General features: G+C 41.6%; 25 protein-coding genes. 2 read left to right on the top strand and 23 right to left on the bottom strand.

Going from position 1 to position 24327, the window contains the following annotated elements:
* Positions 1–130 precede the first annotated feature (130 nt).
* Complete coding sequence (locus I588_RS25545) at positions 131–781, bottom strand: GntR family transcriptional regulator (protein WP_010758668.1); 651 nt, start codon at positions 779–781, stop codon at positions 131–133.
* Positions 782–983: 202 nt separating this feature from the next.
* On the opposite strand from I588_RS25545, the gene I588_RS25540 reads away from it, so the two are divergent.
* Complete coding sequence (locus tag I588_RS25540; protein ID WP_010758669.1) at positions 984–2165, top strand: NupC/NupG family nucleoside CNT transporter; 1182 nt, start codon at positions 984–986, stop codon at positions 2163–2165.
* A 10-nt stretch (positions 2166–2175) separates the two neighbouring features.
* Here I588_RS25540 and I588_RS25535 read toward each other — a convergent pair whose 3' ends face one another.
* From I588_RS25535 to I588_RS25500, 8 genes are all read right to left on the bottom strand, one after another.
* Complete coding sequence (locus I588_RS25535; protein ID WP_010758670.1) at positions 2176–3564, bottom strand: APC family permease; 1389 nt, start codon at positions 3562–3564, stop codon at positions 2176–2178.
* Between the two features lie 98 nt (positions 3565–3662).
* A complete protein-coding gene (locus I588_RS25530) occupies positions 3663–3965 on the bottom strand; it encodes a DUF5960 family protein (RefSeq protein WP_010758671.1) in 303 nt (100 codons plus the stop codon).
* A 139-nt stretch (positions 3966–4104) separates the two neighbouring features.
* On the bottom strand, positions 4105–4524 hold the full coding sequence (locus tag I588_RS25525; RefSeq protein ID WP_010758672.1) for a hypothetical protein: 420 nt from the start codon (positions 4522–4524) through the stop codon (positions 4105–4107).
* Between the two features lie 224 nt (positions 4525–4748).
* On the bottom strand, positions 4749–5348 hold the full coding sequence (locus I588_RS25520) for a YczE/YyaS/YitT family protein (RefSeq protein WP_010758673.1): 600 nt from the start codon (positions 5346–5348) through the stop codon (positions 4749–4751).
* 19 nt (positions 5349–5367) lie between these two features.
* Positions 5368–6231 carry an arginase family protein gene (locus I588_RS25515; protein ID WP_010758674.1) on the bottom strand — a complete coding sequence of 288 codons (864 nt, stop codon included), beginning with the start codon at positions 6229–6231 and terminating at the stop codon, positions 5368–5370.
* A gap of 87 nt (positions 6232–6318) precedes the next feature.
* Positions 6319–7797: a glycoside hydrolase family 1 protein gene (locus I588_RS25510; RefSeq protein ID WP_010758675.1), complete on the bottom strand. Its 1479-nt coding sequence runs from the start codon at positions 7795–7797 to the stop codon at positions 6319–6321.
* Positions 7798–7828: 31 nt separating this feature from the next.
* A complete protein-coding gene (locus I588_RS25505) occupies positions 7829–9688 on the bottom strand; it encodes a beta-glucoside-specific PTS transporter subunit IIABC (RefSeq protein WP_010758676.1) in 1860 nt (619 codons plus the stop codon).
* Positions 9689–9908: 220 nt separating this feature from the next.
* A complete protein-coding gene (locus I588_RS25500) occupies positions 9909–10781 on the bottom strand; it encodes a MurR/RpiR family transcriptional regulator (RefSeq protein ID WP_010758677.1) in 873 nt (290 codons plus the stop codon).
* Between the two features lie 417 nt (positions 10782–11198).
* Here I588_RS25500 and I588_RS25495 point away from each other — a divergent pair, with 417 nt between their 5' ends.
* Positions 11199–12125 carry an alpha/beta hydrolase gene (locus I588_RS25495; RefSeq protein WP_010758678.1) on the top strand — a complete coding sequence of 309 codons (927 nt, stop codon included), beginning with the start codon at positions 11199–11201 and terminating at the stop codon, positions 12123–12125.
* Positions 12126–12159: 34 nt separating this feature from the next.
* Here the strand turns inward: I588_RS25495 and I588_RS25490 are convergent, their stop codons facing one another.
* The 14 genes from I588_RS25490 to srlA (I588_RS25425) all read right to left on the bottom strand — a co-directional run bounded on the left by I588_RS25490 (position 12160) and on the right by srlA (I588_RS25425) (position 24217).
* A complete protein-coding gene (locus tag I588_RS25490) occupies positions 12160–13122 on the bottom strand; it encodes a sugar-binding transcriptional regulator (protein WP_010758679.1) in 963 nt (320 codons plus the stop codon).
* Between the two features lie 100 nt (positions 13123–13222).
* Positions 13223–13576 carry a PTS glucitol/sorbitol transporter subunit IIA gene (locus tag I588_RS25485; protein ID WP_010758680.1) on the bottom strand — a complete coding sequence of 118 codons (354 nt, stop codon included), beginning with the start codon at positions 13574–13576 and terminating at the stop codon, positions 13223–13225.
* A 29-nt stretch (positions 13577–13605) separates the two neighbouring features.
* Positions 13606–14679, bottom strand: a complete 1074-nt coding sequence (srlE, locus tag I588_RS25480; protein ID WP_010758681.1) for a PTS glucitol/sorbitol transporter subunit IIB — start codon at positions 14677–14679, stop codon at positions 13606–13608.
* Positions 14680–14694: 15 nt separating this feature from the next.
* Positions 14695–15228, bottom strand: a complete 534-nt coding sequence (gene srlA / locus I588_RS25475) for a PTS glucitol/sorbitol transporter subunit IIC (RefSeq protein WP_010758682.1) — start codon at positions 15226–15228, stop codon at positions 14695–14697.
* 15 nt (positions 15229–15243) lie between these two features.
* Entirely contained in the window at positions 15244–15624 is a 381-nt protein-coding gene (locus I588_RS25470) for a transcriptional regulator GutM (protein WP_010758683.1), read from the bottom strand.
* Between the two features lie 58 nt (positions 15625–15682).
* Positions 15683–16933: an NAD(P)H-dependent oxidoreductase gene (locus I588_RS25465; RefSeq protein WP_010758684.1), complete on the bottom strand. Its 1251-nt coding sequence runs from the start codon at positions 16931–16933 to the stop codon at positions 15683–15685.
* Positions 16934–17513: 580 nt separating this feature from the next.
* Positions 17514–18458: a sugar-binding transcriptional regulator gene (locus tag I588_RS25460; RefSeq protein WP_010758685.1), complete on the bottom strand. Its 945-nt coding sequence runs from the start codon at positions 18456–18458 to the stop codon at positions 17514–17516.
* A 43-nt stretch (positions 18459–18501) separates the two neighbouring features.
* Entirely contained in the window at positions 18502–18858 is a 357-nt protein-coding gene (locus I588_RS25455; protein WP_010758686.1) for a PTS glucitol/sorbitol transporter subunit IIA, read from the bottom strand.
* 2 nt (positions 18859–18860) lie between these two features.
* Positions 18861–20114, bottom strand: a complete 1254-nt coding sequence (locus tag I588_RS25450; RefSeq protein ID WP_010758687.1) for an NAD(P)H-dependent oxidoreductase — start codon at positions 20112–20114, stop codon at positions 18861–18863.
* Positions 20111–20506 carry a transcriptional regulator GutM gene (locus tag I588_RS25445; protein WP_010758688.1) on the bottom strand — a complete coding sequence of 132 codons (396 nt, stop codon included), beginning with the start codon at positions 20504–20506 and terminating at the stop codon, positions 20111–20113. Before I588_RS25445 ends, I588_RS25450 begins: the two co-directional genes overlap by 4 nt.
* Before the next feature lie 23 nt (positions 20507–20529).
* A complete protein-coding gene (locus tag I588_RS25440) occupies positions 20530–21546 on the bottom strand; it encodes a 2-hydroxyacid dehydrogenase (RefSeq protein ID WP_010758689.1) in 1017 nt (338 codons plus the stop codon).
* 4 nt (positions 21547–21550) lie between these two features.
* The gene (locus tag I588_RS25435) at positions 21551–22618 is read right to left on the bottom strand and encodes a zinc-binding dehydrogenase (protein ID WP_010758690.1); all 1068 of its coding nucleotides are present in this window, start codon (positions 22616–22618) and stop codon (positions 21551–21553) included.
* Between the two features lie 25 nt (positions 22619–22643).
* Positions 22644–23666, bottom strand: coding sequence for a PTS glucitol/sorbitol transporter subunit IIB (gene srlE / locus I588_RS25430; protein WP_010758691.1), 1023 nt, complete (start codon positions 23664–23666; stop codon positions 22644–22646).
* A gap of 17 nt (positions 23667–23683) precedes the next feature.
* Positions 23684–24217, bottom strand: coding sequence for a PTS glucitol/sorbitol transporter subunit IIC (gene srlA / locus I588_RS25425; RefSeq protein ID WP_010758692.1), 534 nt, complete (start codon positions 24215–24217; stop codon positions 23684–23686).
* Between the last annotated feature and the right edge of the window lie 110 nt (positions 24218–24327).

Raw genomic sequence — 24327 nt, 5'->3', positions numbered from 1 at the left:
TCCTCCTCAAAAAGTGACCATATTATAGTAACACCGTATGGTCACTTTTGTCAAAGGCTATGTGGAAGTTTTCAGAAAACCCGCAATAAAGCCCCTCAATCAAACGAACGCGATTGAGGGGCTGGTTGCATTATTTAGTTTCTGGTGACTGATCGGGATAAAAAAGATTCTGCATCCGCTGGAAGCCTAACTCGGTACTGACAAAGAATAAAGTACACCCATTAGTCAGCTTCGCATAGGGGCCTGGGGACAAGAGTAATTCATCCTCATCTTGAATAGCGATAATCGTTGCACCGGTCTCATGCCACAGGTTCAGTTCATTGACCGTCGCATTCAGGTGCTGAGCTTCGGCAGTCAGCTTCAGTTCGTAAGGAATAAACGGCGCAAAATTATGCACCCGTTTGGTTTGAGAAACCAGCTGATCCAAAAGATGGGAGAAGTTCTCCAGCTCTTGTTTTTGCTGCTCCACACTGTCCAGGATTTCCTTTTTGATTTCCTGAATGGATTGAACATCTTTGTATTTTTCTAAATAGGCTTGGGCTTTTTCACGGGAAAGAACATATGCACCACTGCCATGACGAACTTCCATGATTTCTAAATCTACTAATACATTGATCGCTTTGCGGGCTGTTTCTGGTGATACATTGAAGTTACTCGCCAAGGTAGAACGAGCATGAATTTTCTGCCCTACCGCATAGCGCTGATCGGCAATTCGTTCGGCAATCTCGACTGCGACCTGCTGATAACGGGGCAGCCGCACACGTTTCTTGTCTTTATCCATGGTGACCCTTCTTTTCATAGTTTGTTAAAAGCATATCATAGTTTACCCTATCCAATGATTTTTGCGCAAGAGAAACCTTAATTTGTTAGTGTTTTCTATATAATATCCTGCTAAAAAAATTGCTCGGCGGAAGAGTTTTTACTCGCTTTTCGTTATAAAAAGTCGTAACCTGTCACAGATTATATTTGTAGGAGGAGATTCTTTGTCATTTATCATAGGAATTATTGGCCTTTTGCTAGTGCTGGGCTTAAGCTACGGGATTAGCAGCAATCGCAAGGAAATTAAACTTTGGCCTTTGCTTGTGATGCTGGTTTTACAATTTTTATTAGGCTTTCTGCTGCTGCGGACAACCTTCGGAACTACCTTAGTTGGTGGGCTGGCGAATGTATTTGCCGCTTTATTGGAATTTGCGCAAGCAGGCGTAAGCTTTGTTTTTGGCGGCATTGCTAATAAAGGAGAAGCACCCTTTTTCCTGACGGTTTTAATGCCGATCGTTTTTATTTCAGCTATTATTGGTATTCTGCGTTATATCAAGATTTTGCCGCTCTTTATGAAATGGGTGGGCTTAGGTTTGAGCAAGATTAACGGCTTAGGCAAACTGGAATCCTATAACGGGATCGCCTCAGCTATTTTGGGTCAATCGGAAGTGTTTATCTCAATTAAAAAGGAGCTGCCTTTCTTATCAGAAAAACGGCTAACGACCATGAGCATTTCTGCCATGTCGACTGTTTCAATGTCCATCGTGGGCTCTTACATGGCACTACTGGAACCTCGTTATGTGATTACTGCGTTAGTGTTGAACCTTTTCGGCGGCTTCATTATTTCATCCTTGGTTAATCCTTACCAATTGGCGCAGCAAGAAGATGAGCTGCTAATTGAGGAATCTGACCAGCAAACCTTCTTCCAGATGCTGGGAGAATATATTTTAGATGGGTTCCATGTGGCCATTACCGTTGCGGCTATGCTGATTGGTTTCGTGGCGCTGATTGCGATGATCAATTTCATTTTCAGTAAAATTACGGGGCTGACCTTCCAGGAAATTCTAGGATACATTTTTGCACCCCTTGCTTTTATGACAGGAATTCCATGGGATGAAGCCGTTTCTGCCGGCAGCTTAATGGCCACTAAGCTAGTGACTAATGAGTTTGTGGCGATGACTGAACTGGCAAAGGGAACTTGGCATTTCAGCGGACGGACGACTGCGATTGTCTCGGTTTTCTTGGTTTCCTTTGCTAACTTTTCTTCCATCGGTATTATTTCCGGTGCGATGAAGGGCTTGAATGAGGAAAAAGGTAATTTGGTTGCTAAAAATGGCTTGAAGATTTTATTGAGTGCTACCTTGGTCAGCTTTCTGAGTGCCATAGTTACTGGGTTAATTTATTAAAGCAAAAAGCTTAAAGCCGCGGCTTTAAGCTTTTTTTGTTCCACCAGTACAACAATGCCGGCATAATGATGAAGCCCATTATCATCGCTCCAATTGCCAATAGATTGAGATGCCGTTCACCGTTAATCATTTGGGTAAATTGAGCAACCCAATCGAACTTAAGCAGTAAGAAAACGGTAATGATGAACCCTAGTAATGGCACAAGTACATCTGTCCACCAGTTATGATGCACCTGCTGCAAAACAGGCTGCTTTTCCCGTCCGTAATAAAAGCGAATAACCGCTAGCGGTACCACAATAAATTGCAGGAAGCGTGAAATCGAACTGATCACCATAATTTCCGTCATTTGGTAGTTAAACGCTACTGGAATCAAGATCGCCAGTACCACCGTAATGCTGTAGCTGATGACTGGCACATCATAACGATTCTTACGTGCCAAAAGCTGCGGTAATTGATGTTCCTCCACAATTGCGTCCAAAATACGGGGCACATTAAAGGATAATGCGATGTTAATCCCCACCATAGAAATCAAGGCACCGTATAACACAATTCGATGGACAATTGGATTACTGAAGGCATCTGCTAAAGCAACTGGTGAATGACTTAGCAAAACAGCCTCGGGATTAATCAGCATGATTACCGTCACCAGACTTACATACACCCCAATAATAATTAGAAACGCAATCGGCAAAGCCCGTGGTAAATTCCGCGCCGGATTCTCCATCTCCTCAGAGGCAGTAGCTACATTCTCAAAACCAGCTAATGCGTAAAAAGCGGTAACTACTGCACTGACAAATAAGGTGCTCGTCATTGGCGGAATTAAAGACGTTCCATCCTGAGCCGTCAGTTGATTAATCTCTGAAAAATGGTTGACTCCGGTTTGTTGAAAGACCCAAATTCCAGCGACAATCGCAGTTACTAAAGCCAACAGCTTACCAAGTGTGGACAGATTATTCACCCATTTCACCACTTGCGTTCCCCACAAATTCACTAAGAATAACCCGGCCATCAATAAAAAGAAGCCGATGGTTAAACGAGGATAGGTCACGCCGTTAGCTCCTGCAAACATGACCAGCACCAGCCGAACCACTGCTGTCGCCTGAACACCCCAAGCAATTGCCATAGCAAAATACCGTGTGATTCCAATGTAATAACCGATATGATTCCCATAACCAGCTTCCGCATACGCGTAGGAGGCACCGTTTTGACTAACATACTTGGCTGCCGAAGCAAAGGTTAATGCTAAGATTCCTGCAAATAATGCCGCAACAATATAGACCATTGGTGTGTAGGTCCCCGCCAGCTCCAGTACACTGCCTGGCGAAAGAAAAATTCCCGAGCCGACAATGGAGTTAATCGTCAGCAGAACAATAGACCAGAAACCGAATTTTTTCTTCATTTGAATCACCTCATCTCCTAGCCTATAAAAGTCCTTGTCATTTGTCTGCTAAAACGACTCAAAAAAACAGTCTCTGCTTTCACAGAAACTGTCGGATACTATGGTTGTTCGTCTTCTTGTAAATCAAATTCGTAAGGCGCACCTTCATAAAAGTAAAGAGTGTCCACCGTTGCTTCAGGGTCACGAGCAACTAACTCTTTTCTAAAGGGGAAGCTTGATGACTTGCCGCTTTTCGTTTTGCTGCCGGAAAGCGTGTAGCTTAGCTTGCCGTCATCAGCTGGCAAACTCAATTGCGCCATTACATCATCAATTACGGTTTGTTTATCGAAGTCTTCATCTTTTACTACTTTTTTGTAATCGTCAAAAAAATTTGCTTGTCCATCAAAATATTCTAATACCATCTTACTTACTTCCTTTCATTAGCCCTTTTCTTCATTGTAAAAGAAATTCCTAAAAACCGTTAATGAAAGGTATCAAGCCTCATTCAAACAAAAAGCAAAATGGCCGAATGAAAACTAGTTCAGTCACTTTGCTTTTTTGTTAGTCTTCCTCGTAGGACAAGTCCAGCAGGCCTTCTTCTGTTTGATACAGCGGCCAGCCGCCAGTCAGCTCCAGGCGAATCAGCTTAAGTTCATCGGCCGCTTCAAGCTTCCGTAATTCTTGAAGCAGAGCTTGTACCAGCAGCTGTTGCTGGAAAAGATGCTCATTATTTGAAAGCAGCAGATCCTGATCCAGTGCCTGCAAATATTCCCGATGATTCGTGCGCAGCAGCTTCAGAATTTTCTTTAAATCCCGTTCATCGTTACGCGCCAGCTTAGGCTGATTGTTCAAGTCAAAGGCCAGGCGTTTTTTGTCGATCAAGAAGGTGGCAAAAATCAGCGGTACTGGTGAAACAGGTTTATTGGGTTCTACTATGTTCCACTCATTTTCTAGAAGATCAATTGCTAAGGTAAGTTTCATATGTACATTCGTCCTTTCCAGAACAGATTGTAGCATGTTTTCCGTTACTAGCCTTAGTCTAAGTGTACTTAATTAGTTATTTTTTAACTATTTCTAACCAGCTCTTGCCTGTTTCCTCTAGCTAGTTCGTCTTTTAAATGCAGCTTTATTTATGAAACAGTTTGCTACACAACATAAAAACAGAGCCAGCAGTGCTAATCACTTCGTTGACTCTGTTTCTCATACTAATTGACAACAAACAATTTCCTCGGCAGCTTTTTCCTGAAAAAGTTGATTAAAGGTCCTGTGAAAAAGGCTAATAAAACTGTTCCGACATTAATTGGACCTCCTAATAGAAGCGCAGCGACAGCAACCGTCGTATCGATCGCCACTCGAAACGTAAAAGGATTTTTATTGATGCGCTCTCCAATAACAAAAGACAAACAGTCATAAGGAACCATCCCAACTTCACATTCCATATAAGTGGACATCCCGATGGAAATAATCATCATACCTACCAGAAATAGAGACAGATTGACTATCAAATTAGCGGATGCTTCAATTAGTTGTGGCATGAACCAATTGAAAAACTGTAAAAAATAGCCAAATAAAATCATTGGTACTAACGTGCCGATCCCTAGTTTTTTCCGATCAGAGATGAATACGAAAATACCAAGAAATGCCTGTAAAATCAGGACCATTGTTCCTAATTGAATCGTGAAAAGCTCTGAAAAAGCCACACATAATGCGTTGAAGGGATCGATTCCTAGCCCTGTTATATTGCAGATAGAGGTTCCCAATGCCATCATTGAGATACCTATCATTAAAACGATCAGTTTCTTCATCTTAAATCCTTTCAAGCTATCAGTCATTGAATAGTGGAAGCTGGGCTAGAGCGGCACGAAGATTCATCGCATCCCAGGGTAAATGCTCCGCAATACTTAAGCCAACAATGTCTGCTTGCTTAGAAATATCGGTGAGAATGCGGGTCACCTCTTTCAGCGTCAATTCTCCAATTGCTGCTCCAAATTCTTCCAAATAAGGTTCGGCTGGATAAATCGAACGAAAATCCTGCGGTGACAATACATCCAAATCAAAATGAACCGCAATGTGCTCAATTTGGTTTTCCTTTAGCCAATCTAAAATTGGCTGACTGTCTTTTTTCAACTGATCCGGTACTGCGTATCGCAAATTCAACCGATTCACGTCTTGATCTTTTGAACGCAGCTCATCATAGATCAAGCCTGCAAAAAAGACATTATCTGGTTTAATGATATTTTTTACCTTGTCAGAAAACTGCGGAGCACCATGCCCCAACAAATTTCCTAAAACCATTTCATGATCCCTCGTAGAATCCTCAATAGTCGCAACATCGGGATGAGCATCCAGCCAAAGGACACCCAGCTTCCCATCGTATTTTCCATTTAAATAATCAAAAGGCGCTTGGGAAATAGAACAATCCCCTCCTAGAACAATAATCTTGTCGGGACTTTCTTCTTCCAAAATTTTTGTTGTAGCTTCTAATTGAGCCAGCAGCTGCCCTTCCCCTTCAACACCATGCTCGATGGATAGTTCTTGGGCTAGGTCAGTGTTTACCGGCACACGAATCAATGCTGACTCTTTACTTTGTGGCACGATATGAGCTAACAGCTCAGCACCAAAATAATAATCTGAATTATTTCCACCTTGCCATTGCGGCAATAGCAATCGGATTGTTTTGTTTTTCATATTTTCCTCCATTGTCTATGTAATCGTAAAGGCTATCAGAAAAAATCCTAATAGCCTTATACTTTTTAACTGATTGTTATGAACGTGTTACGATAAATCTGCACCGTTGGATGCGATCACTTTTTTATACCATTCAAAACTGTCTTTTTTCCTGCGACTATAATCACCTGTACCATCATCGTGACGATCTACATAGATGAAGCCATACCGTTTATACATTTCGCCCGTACCGACACTGACAATATCAATGGGACCCCATTCAGTATAGCCGATCAATGGGACGCCATCGGCAATCGCGTTCCTCATTTCCTTGATATGATCTCTCAAATAATTGATTCGATCCGTATCATGGATAGTGCCATTTTCTTCTACCTCATCAATGCCGCCGTACCCGTTTTCTACAACCATTATCGGAATATTTGGGTAACGATCCGCAATCAAATTCAACGTGTACCGCAGGCCTTGCGGGTCAATGTGCCATCCCCAATCAGAAAGCTTAAGGTAAGGATTCCGGGCACCTCCGGTTATATTTCCGCCTACTTTTTCAACCGCTGGATCTGCGGACACACAATTGGTTAAATAATAAGAGAAAGTATACATATCCACTGTGCCTGCAGACAAGATGGCCTTGTCTTCTTCTGTGATGAATGATGGATCAATTCCGTTTTCTTTAAAGTAGGAGTACATATAGCTTGGATATTCCCCTCGAACCATGATGTCCCCAGCAAATTGATTAAATAGACGATCATGCTTTTGACAAGCAAGCACATCTTGGGGATTAGGCGTATGAGGATACCAAGTAATCCGATTAATCATGCAGCCGATCATAAAATCAGGATTGATTTTGTGCCCTACTTGAACTGCTAAAGCTGAAGCGACAAATTGATTGTGCAATGCTTCAAAGCGTTCTTGAGGATCATCCATCAACTCATCTAATGGAATAGGCTCTGTACGCGCCAAATCTTCGCTTTGAACCAGTCCTAACCCGTTTAATGCGCCTTCCGCAATCGCAGCGACATTAATCTCATTAAAAGTCAGCCAGTATTTTACTTTATCTTTGTAGCGCTCAAAGCAGGTTGTCGCATAACGAACAAATAAATTGATCGTTTCTTTAGAATAAAAGCCTTTGTACTTCGTGACAAGATTCCAGGGGATTTCATAATGGCTTAGTGTGACTAAGGGTTCAATTCCATGTTTTTTGCATTCATCAAAAACACTATCATAAAAAGCCAACCCTTTTTCATTGGGTTCTTGGTCATCGCCATTAGGGAAGATTCTAGTCCAATTAATCGACAAGCGGAAAACCTTAAACCCCATTTCTCCAAACAGTGCAATATCTTCCTTGTAGCGATGATAAAAATCAATTGCTTCATGACTTGGATAATAAGCCTCTTCCATAATTTTTGGCGCAAACATTCTCGGCGTATTCTTCGTCCCACCTGTCACCATATCGGCAGTTGACGGCTTCTTGCCATCTGCTAAATAAGCACCTTCACATTGATTTGCTGCAACAGCTCCCCCCCACAAAAATCCCTCAGGAAATTGCTTATCATCGAATTTTTCCATTATTGTCCCTGCTTTCTAAACATCTCATACCTTAATTCTTTGCGATCAGCTTCATCAGCTTGTCGCCAGTATTTTCTTGTTTACTGTTTGTTTTCTCAATTGATTCATACATTGCTGTGTTTGTAACAATGATTGGTGTAATCGTGTCATAACCAGCAGCTTGGATTTCTGTCCGATCAAATTCTATTAATAAATCCCCTTTAGATACAGAATCTCCTTTTTTAACATGCATCGTATAACCTGCGCCCTCTAATTCGACGGTGTCTAAGCCAACATGAATAAGCAGCTCACAGCCATCGTAACTCTTCAATCCGATGGCGTGCTTTGTTTCAAAAGCAGCTTCAATTACACCATCAAAAGGAGCGACTACTTTGCCATTACTAGGTTTAATTGCGACGCCATCTCCCATCATTCGTTGCGAGAAAACATTGTCCTTCACTTCCTCTAATGAAACAACTTCACCAGCTAATGGACTAAACACTTCTTGATCTAGGGCAACATCAATCATTTCACTTGTTTGGATAGGTGCAGCAACTTCTTCTACAGGAACATCTTCAAAACCGATAATATTCGTTAGAATGAAGGCAATAATAAAGGCTGTCATAAATGAAACAATGTACCAAATGAAGGTGTCGCCAATAAAAAGTGGAATTCCTATGATGGGACCTGTCGCCATACCTAGAGATGTCACTTTAAAGTAGGCAGCAATTGCACCGCCAATTGCGCCTCCAGCTACCACTGGTCCTAACGTTTTTTTCAATTTTAAATGAACCCCAAATAATGCGGGTTCCGTTATCCCTAAGGTAGCGCTAAAAGCCGCGGCTTGAACAAGCTGTTTGAACTCTTTATTTTTCGTTCTGAAAAATACAGCCCATGCTGAGCCTGCCTGAGCTGAATTAGAGGCTACCTGCAGCGCCAAAATATAGTCAACACCATATTTAGAAATAGTCTGAAGCCCAATCGGACCAAGACCATTGTGCATGCCGGTCATAACTAAGAAAGGCATTAATCCCCCTACTAAAGCACCAGCGATCACTCTTAATGGTGATAGGTATAGCCAAATAATCCCGTTACCAATTGCATCGCCAAGAATTTTTCCAGCCGGGCCAATGGTTGCTAAAACAATCGGTGCTGTAATCAAAATAGTTAATAATGGCACGAAAACCGTACGTAAAATAGCTGGAAGAAATTTTGTCACATAGCGTTCCACGTAAGACATGAAAAGGACGCCAAAAATGATTGGTATCACTGAGCTTCCATAACTCATACTGACAATTGGAATTCCTAAAAAGTGCAGCGATGAAGAGTCGCTCATCATGGAAACTAAGTCTGGATGCAGCATAATAGCAGCTAACATAGCAGCTAGATAAGGATTGCATTTAAACTTGATCCCGGCACTGTAGGCAAGAAAGATTGGTAAGAAATAAAAACCGGCATCGGAGAAGATGTTTAAAAAGCTAAATAACTGACTATCCGGTTGAACAACCTTTGCAAACATTAAAGTAAACAAAATACCCTTAACTAAACCAGCCCCGATAATTACCGGTAGAACCGGCGAGAAAATACCGGAAATCGTCTCAAGGAAACGGTTAAACAAATTGGCTTTTTGCTGCGGCTCTGAAGCATTGCCATTACCGCTTTGTGTGTCAACTAATGGAACGAAAGCTTCGTGAACACTTTTCACTTTTCCACCTAAAATGATTTGTAACTGATTACTTCCTACCGTATTTACACCTAGAACATTCGGCAGCTTTTCAAGCGCATCCGTCTTCACTACACCATTATCCTTAACGCTCAATCGTAGTCTGGTCATACAATGCGTAACCCCTGTGATGTTGGAATTTCCGCCGCTTAACTCAAGAATTTTTTCAGCGAGTTGTTTATCATTCATCTTAACTCCTCCAAATTTTTAGTTACTCATCATAAAAGCGCTTTTATTGATAAATTCAGAATAGCATGGTTCGCTACAAGAATCAGCAGAGTTTCATCACTTAGGTCTCTCAGTATCAGCTTTTCAAATAGATTTTAGCTTTTTTTGAGACTACAGTATCAAAATCAAAGGAAATAATGAGACTAAAAAAGCCTTCTATTTTGAAAATAGAAAGCTCAAGTTAATCCAGGAAATCAGCATAAAATGATTTATCCGGTGGATCGATGTATTTATTTTTTATGACGTCCACAGAGTATTTCAAATTTTTTTCATAATCTTCAATTAAAGTCGCTGCGAAGAGAATATCTAAAGCATACGTTAGCGAAGTAAATGGTGTTAAAATCTCCATGCTCATGACTAGCTCTCGATTGAAGATTTCTATATATTCATCACAAATATTTTTTAAGTCTGGAGACTCTGTCCCGCCAATCCCTATTACGAGTATGCCATTCTTTTTCAGGTACTCAGCAATACGAATCATCGTTGGATTTTGCCCTGTAAATGATAAAACCAAGGCAACAACATTTCTTTCACGATTTGCCATGATATAGTGCTCATTCACACCCGAATGCGCATTACAGTCCATTCCTATGGATAAAAACTTAAATCGAGCGGCACTCGCACAACTGTAAGTAATCCCACCACTATAAATATCTAACTTATCTGCTCGCTTCATATAACCAACGACACGACTAATCGCACTATAATCCAGCAGCATCTTGGTTTTACTGATAGCAGTGTCATAAACAGAAGGAATAATAGAAATCAGATCCTTTAATGACGTCTCTTTTCCAATCGGCTCCTGCTCTAAAAGCATATTTAGGCGCGATTTTTCATTGCTCTCATGTTCAACTCTTCTTCTAAGTTCATCATAGCCGCTGACCCCTAGCGTTTTACAAAAACGAAAAACGGATGCTTTACTTGTAAATGATCTCTTTCCTAGTTCATCAGCTGATATCTCACTTAGTTCGAAAGGTTTCTTTAAAATAAAATCAGCAATTTGCTTTTCTGTCTGTGTAAAGTTTTTCTTCTCTTCTAATAGTTCAATAATCATAGAAACACACTCCAATACTCCTAACCCACACTATTATGCCTGAAATAATTATATCATATTGGAATTCGCTACTTTGTTGACTCAATTCTGCTGTGTAAAAAAATAGATTACTCATTAGGAAATAATTTTATGGGCCGTCACTCACTGAAATCAACGTACGTTGTACAGTATTTTTGTTTCAACATAGCTCGTTTACAATCTTTCATCACTTATCCTTCTATTTAGAAAAAGCCCAGAAAACTATGTTACAATCTAAACTGCTTATATCAATACAAAAAATGTTACCCTATACTGTTTTAAAGCGTGTGCTTTTGGCAGTCCTTCGTATTCTCAAGTATAATTGACTCGTGGATACGCTAATGACTAAAAATTTTAGGTTCAATAGCCTGAATGAAAGAAAAGACAAGGAGCAGGTTTGTGAAAAAGAGTATGAAAATTTTGATTGGTGTCGTGGTTGTTTTGATCATCGGCTTGATCTTTGCCGGTAATTACTTTTACAACTATGCCGTTGTTCCTACTGAAAAAGATTTTTTAGGAGATGGCAGCTGGGAGAAATCCGAAGAGCAGATTCAAGCAGAAAACTGGTTTACCGATGAAAACAATCGAACAACCTGGCAGCTGACCTCAGCGGATGATTTAAAGCTCTCAGCGATTTATTTGCCCGCTGAAAAGGATGAAAAGAAGACGGCGATTGTGGCTCATGGGTACATGGGTAAAGCGGAGGATATGGCTGAGTATGCAGAGCTGTATCATAACTTAGGCTACAATGTACTGGTGCCCGATGCGCGGGGACATGGCTCCAGTGAAGGAGATTATATTGGCTTTGGCTGGGATGAGCGCAAGGATTATGTGAAGTGGATTCAGGAAGTATTGAAAAAAACGAACTCTGATGAATCGATCGTCTTACACGGTGTCAGCATGGGCGCTGCGACTGTTATGATGACCAGCGGCGAGAAATTACCGGACAATGTGAAAGCGATCATTGAGGACTGCGGTTATACTTCCGCTAAGGATGAACTAAGCTATCAGCTGAAGGAAATGTTTAATTTGCCTTCATTCCCGTTAATTCCAATGACTAGTCTGGTGACTAAGGTTCGAGCTGGCTACTTCTTTGGAGAAGCAGATGCGGTGAAGCAGTTAAAGAAAAATAAGACCCCGATGCTGTTTATTCATGGTGACAAGGACGATTTCGTGCCATTTTATATGCTGGATGAGGTCTATGCAGCCACCGATGCACCAAAGGAAAAATACGTAGTTGCCGGAGCTGGACATGCCCAAGCGATGTCGAAAGATCCTGCTAAATATAAAGAGACGGTTGAGAATTTTATCGCTGCACATCCATAAATAATAAGGACACTACCTCGGCAGTGTCCTTATTTTATTTTTGCTGTATCCGATTAATCAAATATTCTGCCAGCACATCCGTCACCGTCACACAATTAAAAACCTTAGACTTCATCGCTACATAAAGCGTTTCTTTCTTCGTATCCTCATAACAGATAGTGGCAACTTTAGGAATTTTCCGAATGCTGTCCAAGCTGACACCAATAACATTTTCGTTAATGGTACAGGCGACCTCTTGGCCTTCTGCATCAAAGAATTTTGAGTTAATGTCGCCAACAACTTCGGCTTCTGCCAGCATTTGGATATCTTCCTGGCTGATATAGCCGATTTCAGTCATGGTGTTGCTGTCGGAAAATGGTGATGCCAAGCCAACGATGGCCATATCAACACTTCTGCCAGCCTCCAACACATCCTTAATGGCAGCATTATTGATTAAGTTCTCCTTGATTTGTGGATTGTCTACTAAGGCAGGTGAATACAAAAATTTACATTTGGCCCGCAGCTTTCTGGCTAAGTCATACGCCAGCTGATTGGAGTGGATATCGACATAATCTGAGCCCATCCCGCCGATCAAAGGAATGATGCAAGCATCAGGATGATTTTCGTAAGGATACTCATCAACAAATCGACGTAAAATTTTCCCCCATGACAAGCCGATTTTTTCAGCTTTGGCAATATCTCTTTTATAGGCAGTAATTGCTGTTTGAATAATGATTTTTTCAATCTCATTTTCTCGCAGGGTACTGGTATCTAACACCACTGCTTTGGTTAATCCAAAAAGCTGTTCCAATTGAAGCTCCAGCTCAATAGAGTAAGCGCTTTCGCTTTTGATATAAATTTCCACGATCCCTTGATTCTTTGCATCGATAAGATACTTGGAAACCAATGATCGTGAAATACCCAACCGCTTCGCAATGTCTGACTGCTTCATATTTTCCTTATGGTACATGGTTGCTACTTTTACTAAGTCTCGATTATTGTTCTTGCCCTTTTCCATCCTAAACGCCCCTCACCGTAAAAGCTTCGCAATTCTTTAATTTTGTGAAGCTGAATATTAAAAAAATCCTCCCTTAGAGTGTAAGGGAGGTCGCGTTTAATTACAATACTTCAATTGTATCGCCAACTTCAAATTTTGGAAATCCGCCAGGGCTTACAATGATTGCTCCTGGTAGAACATCACCGACTTCGTTACGGAAGTAGATGGAAATATGACCTAATTCTTCAAAATTTGCGTTCGCTTGAGAGCCAACTTCATCAATTGTAAATTCTTGATCTCCAAATTTTATTTTGCCACCAACTTTTAAGGCATCCTTTGGTGTATCTTCAAATTCATGAATCAAACAGATATCTCTTAATTCAGCGGTTGCCTTTGGTCCAAAGAGAATAATCAACTGTTCTTCTTCAAAAGCTGGTACCATGCTGCCAATTTCTATAATCTTCGTTTTTACCATTTAGTTATTCGCTCCCATTCAAATTCTTTTTAATACATACCGAAACTTGCCAACCAAGCCAAAATTACGGCAGTGAATCCAGTTAACATCCGACCATACAGGATCGCCGGAACACCGATGGCTACGGTTTCAGGTTTCGCCTCTCCTAATGATAAACCAACCGGAATGAAGTCACAACCAGCATGTCCATTAATTGCAAACAAAGCAGGCAATGCGTATTGTACCGGAATTGATCCATTCGCAATCTGCGTACCAATTAGTACCCCGATTACCTGTGAAATTACTGCACCTGGTCCTAAGATTGGCGATAAAATCGGAATCGTACAAATTAGAGACAAAGCAATCATTCCTGGCAGTGACCCTGCTAATGGAGACAAAACATTGGCCAACCAGTCGCCGACACCAGTGTAGTTAATGATCCCCACCATCATACTGATAAAGGCCATAAATGGAATGATATTTTTCAATAGCATATCAACTGCGTCACGACCCGATTGATAGAAGGTTCCCATGACACTACCAATTCCACGAGAAAAACGAACTAGGAAGCTGTCTTTTTTTGCGACTTCTTGTGCATGTTCTTCTTTGATTTTCGAATATCTTTCCCGGAATTCTTCTTCTGATTCGCGTCCTTCGTCTTGCTTAGTGATCATTGCTTCGGTTGCTGCTGCAGACTCGGCACCAGTCGCATGCGCATGGTCAATGCCTGCCATTTGACGATCTTCTAGGTCTGCATTTTCTACTAAGGTTACATCTTCTGGACGTACGCCAGAAACGAAGATATCTTCAGTGATATGTTTTGCTAAAGGTCCAGATGGTGACGATGGTAAAATATCCACGGTTGGGATACGTTTCATCGGATAAACCCCAATCCGGGCTGTTCCCCCACAGTCAATAACTGCACAAAGTGTTTCATCTTCTGGAATTGAATTTTTGAAGCCGTCACAAGCCTCGCAGCCTGTTAAATTGGCAATTTGTTGGGCTACCGGATGGATGCCGCCGCCAGTAACTGAGACAACTTTATTCTTTTTATCTGAGGGTACTAAGGTTAAGCCAACTCCCCAACCTTTGTTTCCCGGTTTTACAAAAACTGTTTTATACATGCCGCTTCCTCCTTCTTATGCTCGCGCTTTTCTTGCTTCTTTGGCCATCATAAATTTGGTCAAACGCTCAGTAACAATGCCCCGCATCAAGATAACTACTACCCCAACTAGGAAGTAACGAACGGCTAAGCTTGACTGATTGTAGCCGGCTTCCATTACCCCATTGGCAATTCCTAGGTAAACAAACAATTCACCTGCATTGGCATAAGGGAACAAGCCGGTAACGGGATGGACAAAGGATACCGCTGCATCGTAAAAGGCTGGTTTTTCTTCTTCCTTAACAAACTTTCCAAAGGTATAAGCCATTGGGTTGGTTAACATCAAAACTGCTAAAATCGGCATTAATGAATAGCGCAAAATCATATATTTGGAACAATAGCGGATTGCTCGGTCAACTCGTTCTTCCCCGATAAATGCAATAACTGAATAAGTAAAGGTTAATAGTACAATTAATAATGGAACAATCCCGGTCATGTAGCCCATAAATTGTTCGCCGCCTGCTTCAAACAAACCAATAAAGTTTTTTCCTGCCCATTCGATATATTTCATAATAATGTCCTCCTTTTAGGTAACCGCTTCCAATTTCCGTGAGTAGATTTTTGACAATGCTTCTTCAATCTTCGATAATTGATTTTCTTGCAGCTTCTTGCTGTAAATTTCTTCTAAGTGCATGCCCTGATATGCTGGGTCCTCTTTAAATTTGGCAAAGATCGTTAACCCGCTGCAGCAATAGCACTGAACGACTTTTCCGTTTTTATCGATTACAACCGCCACGATGGTTCGCAGCAGGCGGCCTTTTACCACTTCGGTATAGAAATCATAGTCCGTGCCGGCCTGTTCAGTTGTAATCTTGCGGATAAAGCTTTGATAATATTTGACTTGGACAACACTAAAAACACTTTGCAGCATCATCAATATAGCTAAAAGTATAACAAATCCACCCATAAGGCTCTTCCTTTCCAAAAGCAGGCAGGGGGCGTCCCCCCAGCCGCTCTATTGTTTCTTAGTCACCAAATGTAGAATCTTGTAATTTCCGTAGACGATAAACAGTCGTTGTTTCATCGATTTCAATATCATCGTAGGTTAAGAAGGTGCCATCTTTAATGTCACGTTTAGCAACTGATGTTCCGCCGACTAACCCAATTGGCACATTGCCGTTTTTCGCCATATCGGCGTGAGTTTCCAGAACGCCGCGAACACAGTAGCCGCCGATGCCATCGATTTTTTCACCTTTTTTAATGTCTTTCTTCGCTACTGCCACTGTTTCAGAGATTGGTGCACCCATTGGAACAATCGCATGATCGTGATTTAAGACTGCTTTGGCAATTGTAATCGGTGTTTCTAAGCTGGCTAAATGGTATGGACGGTACAGGATGTGATGATCGCGATCGCCCTTCTTCATTAAGTAGCTTAACTCGTGCTGTACGCCTTCGTTTTGACCTTTAACAATGACGAATACACCTGGTGCTAGGCCGTCTACATATTCGACAACACCGTATTTATCTAAGATACCGCCATTTTCTTTAGTATCTAAATCTTTAATTACTGAATCAACATCCCCGCTGATTCCATGCATTCCAACTTTATCAGGAACAAAGCCGATCGCATTGGATAATAGGTTCATTTCCGCCATGGTCTTTGTACCATCCTGGAAGGCGGCCAACATATGGCTAGACATGTTTTTCGCATCCGCTTCCGCTTGGGCAGTATCTGGATTAGCGCCAACCTTTAACTTGTTGTTCTTTCCTTTACCAGCAACTAAGACTTCCATCCCCATGCTTTTCGCAAATTCGAACAGCTCAGTAGTTGCTGCTGGCTCATCGCCATCAGATCCGGTGTAAATTAAGTTTGCTGAATCATACATTTTCTTCATCAGAGGGCCAATGGTAATATCCACTTCTACATTCAAGAGAACTAAATGCTTTTTGGCTAACAATGTCTCTAAGGAAATTTGAGCGCCGACCTCTGGTACACCTGTTGCATCTACAATTACTTCTACTTTATCTGAATGATTAATTTCTTTAAAATCTGCACTAGTTAAGATGTCAACTTTCTTTTCCGCACTTGCATTATAGGCCTCAGCTGCTCGTTTGGCTCCGTCGATATTGATGTCGCTGACTCCAGTCACTGCCATCCCTGGAATGGTTGAAATTTGGGCGATCATCCCGAATCCCATTTGACCAGCGCCAATTACTCCGACTTTGATTGGGTCATTGTTTCTTTCTCTCTCCAAAAGCTTTCCGTAAAGTGTCATTGTGAATCCCTCCATAATATTGTCATATGACAACTAAACTGTCATATGCCTTAAGACACCCTTAGTATAACATGACCCAAAAACATGCCAACGCTTTCTTTTAACTTTCTGAACTTTATATATTGATTGGAACATATGTTACCATTGCTAAAAAGCCTATAGAAAAGGTGATAGTACCTGGTTTTATGCACTGGAACCCATTTGCTATTTGCTTTATTCATTATATAATGTAAAAATAGAGCTCTAAATTAAATAACATAAACTAAAGGTATTACTGACTATAAAGATCACTTTTTTTAATTTCTATAAAAAGATTGATCATTCATTCACTTGGATTACTTTGATACCTTTACTGTGGATAGTAGAAATGAATTGAAAATTTTCAAGTGGCTTGAATCCGATATTTGCCTTCATCATCTTCTTCATTGTGAGCGTTTACACATTAATTATTTATCGCGAATCTTTTGTTAAAAAACGATGAGTTAATTGAATAAATACGATGAGAATCGATTATTTTTGTCATTTTTATATAAAAAGAGCATCCCTGCTTTAGAAGCAGGAATGCTCTTTTAGAATATTTCTATTCGTCATTCAATAATTGTGAAGCAATCGCATCGGTAGTTACTAGTACGTTGACTAGCTGATTTTCTACGGCTACTTTAATTGCTTCTATCCGCTGGTCATCAGCAGCAATCGTTAATACTTGGGGAACCTGCTTAATAGCGGGCAAGTTCACTCCGATGATGCTTCGGTTGATTTTGCAGGCAGCTTCTTCTCCTCGCGCATTGTAAAAACGGGAATTGATATCACCAACGATTTGGCTGCTGCGGAGTTCTTCGATATCTTCTTGAGAAAGATAGCCGATTTCTTCCATTGTACTTCGCTTGTAAGGACTGCCGATTCCAACAACTGCGATATCTACATTTAGACCATCGTTTAATACTGATTCAATCGCTTGGTTGCTTTTTAGAGCATCTGCCAGCTGTTCGTTTGCTAGCAGCGCTGGTGCATAGAGATATTTGGACTTGCCGCGAACCTTTTTAGCCAAATCATGACTTAACTGATTAGAGTGGATGTTGACGAAATCATCTCCCATGCCGCCGATTAGCGGGACAACTGAAAGGGCGGAATGATTGCTGTAAGGAAAATAGTCTACCATTCTTCTAATTGCCTTGCCCCAAGAAATCCCGACACTTTTAGCCTGCTTCATTTGCTTATTTAAATAGTAAGCAGCAGCTTTTGCAGTCATTTTTTCGATTTCTTCAATCGTAAGATCCTTGGAATCGATGATAACAGCCGCTGCCAAACCATATTTCTTTTCCAGCTTTCGTTCCAGCATGGAAGTATAGGCATTTTTACTATTAATGGTGATTTCTACAATGCCTTCTTCGCGGGCATCCAGCAGTAATTTAGATACCAAAGAGCGAGAAACTCCTACCTGCTTGGCGATCTGAGCCTGGGTTAATCCCTCCTCATAATATAAGCAGGCCATTTTGACAATATTTTTTTCTTCTATTATATCCATCACTAGTTTCTCCTTATATGAGATTCAGGATTCCCCCCAGCAGCTAATTAAATGTAATGACGTCTCCCACCTGCAGCTTAGGAAATACTTTTGGTTCAACCAAAATGGCACCTGGTAGAATTTCATTGTTTGCGCCATCTCTAAAATAAATCGAAATATGTCCCAGTGCTTGGTAATTTGGATTGGCTTCGCTGCCCACCTCCAAAATGGTATATTCCTGTGAGCCAATGGTCAGTTTGCCGCCTTTTTTTAAGGCATCCGCCGGGCGCTGATCTGTCTCGTGAATGACACAAATGTCGCGCAATTCTGCTGTCGCTTCCGGTCCAAACAGCACTAGCAGAAACTCTTCGGCGAAATCTTCGACAATCGAACCAATTTCAGTAATTTTTGTTTGATGCATGCTTAAGCTCCTTTAAAGGTATCATCTTGCAGTTTGCGCAATTGCCATACTGAGGTGCTTTGATCCAATTCTACATCGTCTTCGGTAATGAAGGTTTCTGCCTGGATGTCGCGTTTAGCTACAACCTCACCCGAAATTAAACCAATTGGAATATGTCCTTGTGCATCCATGTCAGCATGTGTTTCTAAAACGCCTCGAACACAATAACCGCCGATACCGTCTAATTTTTCTCCAGCTTTGATAGCTTTTTTAGTAACGGCCACAGTTTCTGAAATCGGTGCCCCCATTGGAATGATGGCATGATCCTGCTGCAGAACGGCTTTAGCAATAGTAATTGGTGTTTCTAAGCTGGCTAAATGATATGGTCGGTACAGAATGTGATGATCGCGGTCGCCTTTTTTCATCAGATAGTTCAATTCACCAGTCACATCAGCATTTTGTCCTTTGACAATGACAAAGACACCAGGGGCTAGACCATCCACATATTCTACTACGCCGTATTGTGAAAGAACCCCGCCCTTTTCCTTCAAATCTAGATCCTTAATTACTGAGTCCACATCACCGGATAAGCCGTGCATTCCCACCTTATCTGGAATATAACCAATCGCATTAGAGAGCAGGTTCATTTCCGCCATTGTTTTTGTTCCATCCTGGAAGGCTGCCAGCATGTGAGCTGCCATATGCTTGCCGGCGGCTTCTTCAGCGGCTGTATCAGGATTGGCAGTTGTTTTCAGCTTATTGTTTTTGCCTTTTCCGGCAACTAAGACTTCCATTCCCATTGATTTTGCGAATTCAAATAATTCAGTTGTCGCTGCTGGTTCATCCCCATCAGAGCCGGTATAAACGAGACCAGCTGAGTCATATAATTTATGCATCAATGGTCCAATGGTAATATCGATTTCAACATTTAATAGGACTAAATGTTTTTTGGCAATTAAGGTTTCCAGCGCAATTTTGGCGCCCACCTCAGGAACACCGGTAGCATCAACAATTACTTCGTTTAAGTCAGAGTGAATAATCTCCTTAAAATCCGCCGATACCAGCAGATCATTTTTTACTTCTGAAGAGGCTAAATATGCTTCTTTGGCCTTCTCAGCATTTTCTACGAACAGATCGCTGACTCCAGTTACGATCATGCCAGGTATCGTCGCAATTTGGGCGATCATGCCGCGGCCCATTTGCCCAGCCCCGATTACTCCGACGCGAATTGGATTTCCTTCTTGTTGACGTTTTAACAGTTCTCCATACAGTGTCATGTTGTTCCCTCCGATTTTTTATTGTCCATTTCAATTTGGATTAGTTTGATGGCTTCTTCGATAGATGCTTTGTATTTACTCGTTTGAATTTCTGCTGACAGGTTTTGAATACTGCAGCCGGTTAATTCATGACAGGTTCTAAATTTGGCGAAAACGGTTAGACCTGACATCACTTGGCATTCAGTAATCACACCGTTTTTGTCTGCCAGCATCAAGGTAATCATGCGTGCCTTTAATTTGCTGTTGGCCATACCTACACCAAGAAAACCTTCTTCATTTCGTTCCATCATGCTTCGCAGTGTCTTCCGATAATAGCTGGCATGACTCATTGAGGTAGCGAGATTTAACAGTAGTAAAGCGATAATTATGAATACCAAGCGAAGATCGATCATTGTGTTCTCCTATTATGAATGATTTAGTTTACTGTCACAGCGGTTGGCAGGTACTCCTTCACCATACGGTTCGCTAAAATCTTCGGTGAATTAGCGAAATTGCCGATTGTTGATCCTGCGATATGTGGTGTGATGGTCACATTTTCCAGCGTTAAATAAGGATGGTCAGCTGGCAGCGGCTCTTGCTCAAAGACATCTACTGCTGCTCCAGTAATTTCTTTGTTTTGCAGGGCTTCAATTAAATCTTGTTCATTAATTAGTCCTGAACGAGCACTGTTAATAACTACAGCGGTAGACTTCATCTTTTTGAAGTGCTCACGATTCAACATATTCTTGGTTTCTGGTGTCAGTCGGTAATGCATGGAAATAATGTCGGCTTGAGTGACTAATTCTTCTAAGGAAACTTGAGTATCTGGTGTGTCTCCAGTGAAATAGTCGTCAAAGAAGATAATTTTGCCGCCAAAGGGTCGAACTAAATTAGCTACCTTCTGTCCGATTGCCCCATAACCAACTAAACCAACTACCGATTCTTTCAATTCTGGTGCCAATACACCATTAGGGTAGTATTTTTCCCACTCGCCATTGCGCAGCTTGCGGTCTGCTCGAGCAATATTACGGATTTCTGACAGCATCAATCCGACAGCGTATTCTGAAACGCTGGTTTCGCTGCGACCAGGTGTATTAAAGACTGTGATTCCTTTGGCTTCAGCATAGCTGCGGTTGACGTTTTCAATCCCTGCTCGCAAAACACCGATAAATTTCAGTTTTTTTGCTCGGTCGATAACTTTTTTGCCAATCGGAGCAAATTGCGTAATGATATAATCATATTCTTCAATATCCGCTAGTAATTCCTCTGGCAAATCAACAGCTTCACTGCCTTGTTTTTCCAGCGTAATATTGTCCTTTTGCAAAGCCTCCAAATCCTCATGCTGCCAATTCTTGACAACAACAGTAATTCCTTTTTCTTCTAACAGGGTGAGTCCCTTTTCCATCATTTCCTGATCGATGAAAAGGTCTGCGATTGCTAAACATTTTGCCATTTCTTTAACTCCTATCTTCATTTAATGTGACTGACACTCGAAAGTTGCCTGGGGTACTTGCCGCCTCAAAGGCCGCTTGAATTTCCGCCAATGGAATGTGTGTTTCTACCAATTTGGAAACATTTACTCGACCTGTGTTCAGCATCTCAGCCGCGTCAGAAAAATCTTCCAAGGTTGATCCATAGGTTCCGATTAATTCTAAGCGCATGTAATGGATCTTGTTAGGATCAACATCCATCTCCGGTGCTGGATAGCCGGCGGCGTACATAGATATTTTGCCGTCCTTTGGCTTCACCATTTCCAAGGCCTGATTGTTTGCTGCAGTGGCACCTACCGCTACAACTACGATATCGGCTCCCTTGCCATTGGTTAATTCCTTTACCTTAGCAACTGCATCTACTTCTTTAGGGTTGATGGTTTCAAAGCCCATTGCTTGTGCTACCTGCAGCTTTTTCTCCATTAATTCAGAAACAATTACCCGAGCGCCAAACGCCCGTGCTGTTTCCGCATTTAGCAGTCCCATGGTTCCTGCACCGATGACAACTACGGTATCGGTACCGGATTTCACCCGCAGCTTCTTCATATTTTGAATCACCGATGATAAAGGCTCAACAAAGGCTGCTTCTGAAGCAGGCAAGTCTGGATTCATTTTCACAAAGCTTTTTGCCTTACGAATAAAGTAGTTGGCAAAGCCGAAGATCCCGTAATAGTCCTCTGAGTAATTTTTACCAAACTGCTTGATGTTTTCACAGCTGGTTACCTCGCCGTGTTTACATTCATCACAATAACCGCAATAGTCATAAACGACGCTGACTTTATCGCCAACTTCGTAAGTGTCGCCAACAGCAGCTCCTTTAGCAATCACTGTTCCTGAACATTCATGTCCACCTGCCATAGGATAGCCTTGATGCTCCCGCAGTCCCAACCATTGCTGATAATCGGTTGTACAGATGTTGCAGGCTTCCTGCTTCACAAGAAGCTCATCCTCCTTGAGCTCTGGCAATTTCATTTCTTTCACCTCGGCTACTCCCTTTTCGAGTAAGCAGCCAAACTTAATTTTTTCAGGAATCATTTACCCTTCACCTCTTAAATTATTTTTACAGTCCGAATGACATGAAGTAAGCAACCACAACTGCCAATGGGCCGGTTAACACCCGTGAGAAAAGAATCGATGGTACACCAGAGGAAATCGTTGCCGGATCAGCCTCACCAAGAGTCATCCCTACTGGTGCAAAGTCACAGCCAACCTGTGAATTGATAGCAAATAATGCTGGTAATGCATAATGGGCCGGAATGGTTCCGTTTGCAATTTCTGTACCGATTAATAACCCGATCACTGAAGCAATCACGGCTCCTGGTGCCAATAGCGGCGACAGAAATGGCAGGCTGGTAATTAAGCCTAAAATTACCAAGCCAATCAGACTTCCAGCTAACGGGGACAAGACTTTTGCGATCAAATCACCGATACCGGTATAATTGATGATCCCAATTAAGGTCGCGACAAAGGCCATAAACGGTAAAATATTGGTCATAACCGTTTCGATCGTTTCGCGTCCCGCCTGATACATAATATTGATAAAGCTCCCAGCTGCCCGGCCTATTTTATCAATCAGTCCAATGAACCCTTTTTTATTTTCGTAGCTTTCTTCCGACGCTGTCGCAGCTGCTTCCGGTGTCGGTTCTTCCATCTCCCTAACAATTGGTTCTTCTTTTATTTCTTGAACGACAGTTTCTTCCAATCGGCTGGAATTCCCATTGATTAATTCCAAATCATTTACTGTTGTTCCTGAAACAAAAATATCTTCAGTCATGAATTTCGCTAGTGGTCCAGAAGGTGCCTGCAGCTTTACATTGACTGTTGGAATACGCATCCGTGGATAGGTACCGCAACGAGCTGTTCCTCCGCAGTCGATCACTGCTGCTAAGGTTTCTTCTTTTTCTACCGGGTTCTTAAATGCATCCACTGCTGTTGTTCCGGTTAATTGAGCAATTTTTTCGGCTACGGGGTGGATACCACCGCCAGTTACACTAATGACGTATCGTTTTTTCGCATCTGGTACCAAGGTTAATGGACCACCCCAGCCACCTTTTCCTTTATGAACAATTACTGTTTTACTCATCCTTTTCCCTCCGTTCGTTAAGCATTTACTGCTTTCTTCTTGTCGCGACTAGCTAAAATAGCAGCAATCCGTTCCGTAACAATTCCCCGAATCAGGATGACGACAAAACCAGCTAAGAGATAACGAAGAGCCAATTCACTCTGGTTACCGACCTTTTCAAAACCAGCAGCAACCCCTAAATAAACAAATAATTCCGCGGCATTCGCATGAGGAAAAAGTCCAACAATTGGGTGAACCATTGATACGGTTGAGTCATAGTAAGCTGCCTTGTGCTCTTCCTTTAAGAATCGTCCAAAGGTATAACACATCGGATTGGTTAAAAAGAAACAAGCGAGAAACGGAATCAAGGTGTAACGCAAAACGATAAACTTGGTACAAACTTGCATAAAGCCGAAAACTCTTTCTTCACCGATAATCTTGATCAAAGCGTTTACAAACAAAATTAACGTAATAAGCAATGGGATAATCCCGGTTAGGAACCCCACAAATGTTTCAGCTCCTGCCTGAAACATTCCGATGAAACCGTCTGATAGTTTTACTAAAAAATCCATGACCTTCCTCCTAAAATTTGGAATATGACACTCGCGCGAGTTTTCGTATCATATGACACAAGTTGTGTCGAATGATACTTTCGAGAACAATATATCAAGTGACACAAAAA

Origin of the sequence: Enterococcus pallens ATCC BAA-351 (assembly GCF_000407485.1) — a bacterium.
Taxonomy (GTDB): Bacteria; Bacillota; Bacilli; order Lactobacillales; family Enterococcaceae; genus Enterococcus_A; species Enterococcus_A pallens.
The sequence above is the reverse complement of the archived record's forward strand: the minus strand, read 5'-3'. Positions and strand labels throughout refer to the sequence as shown.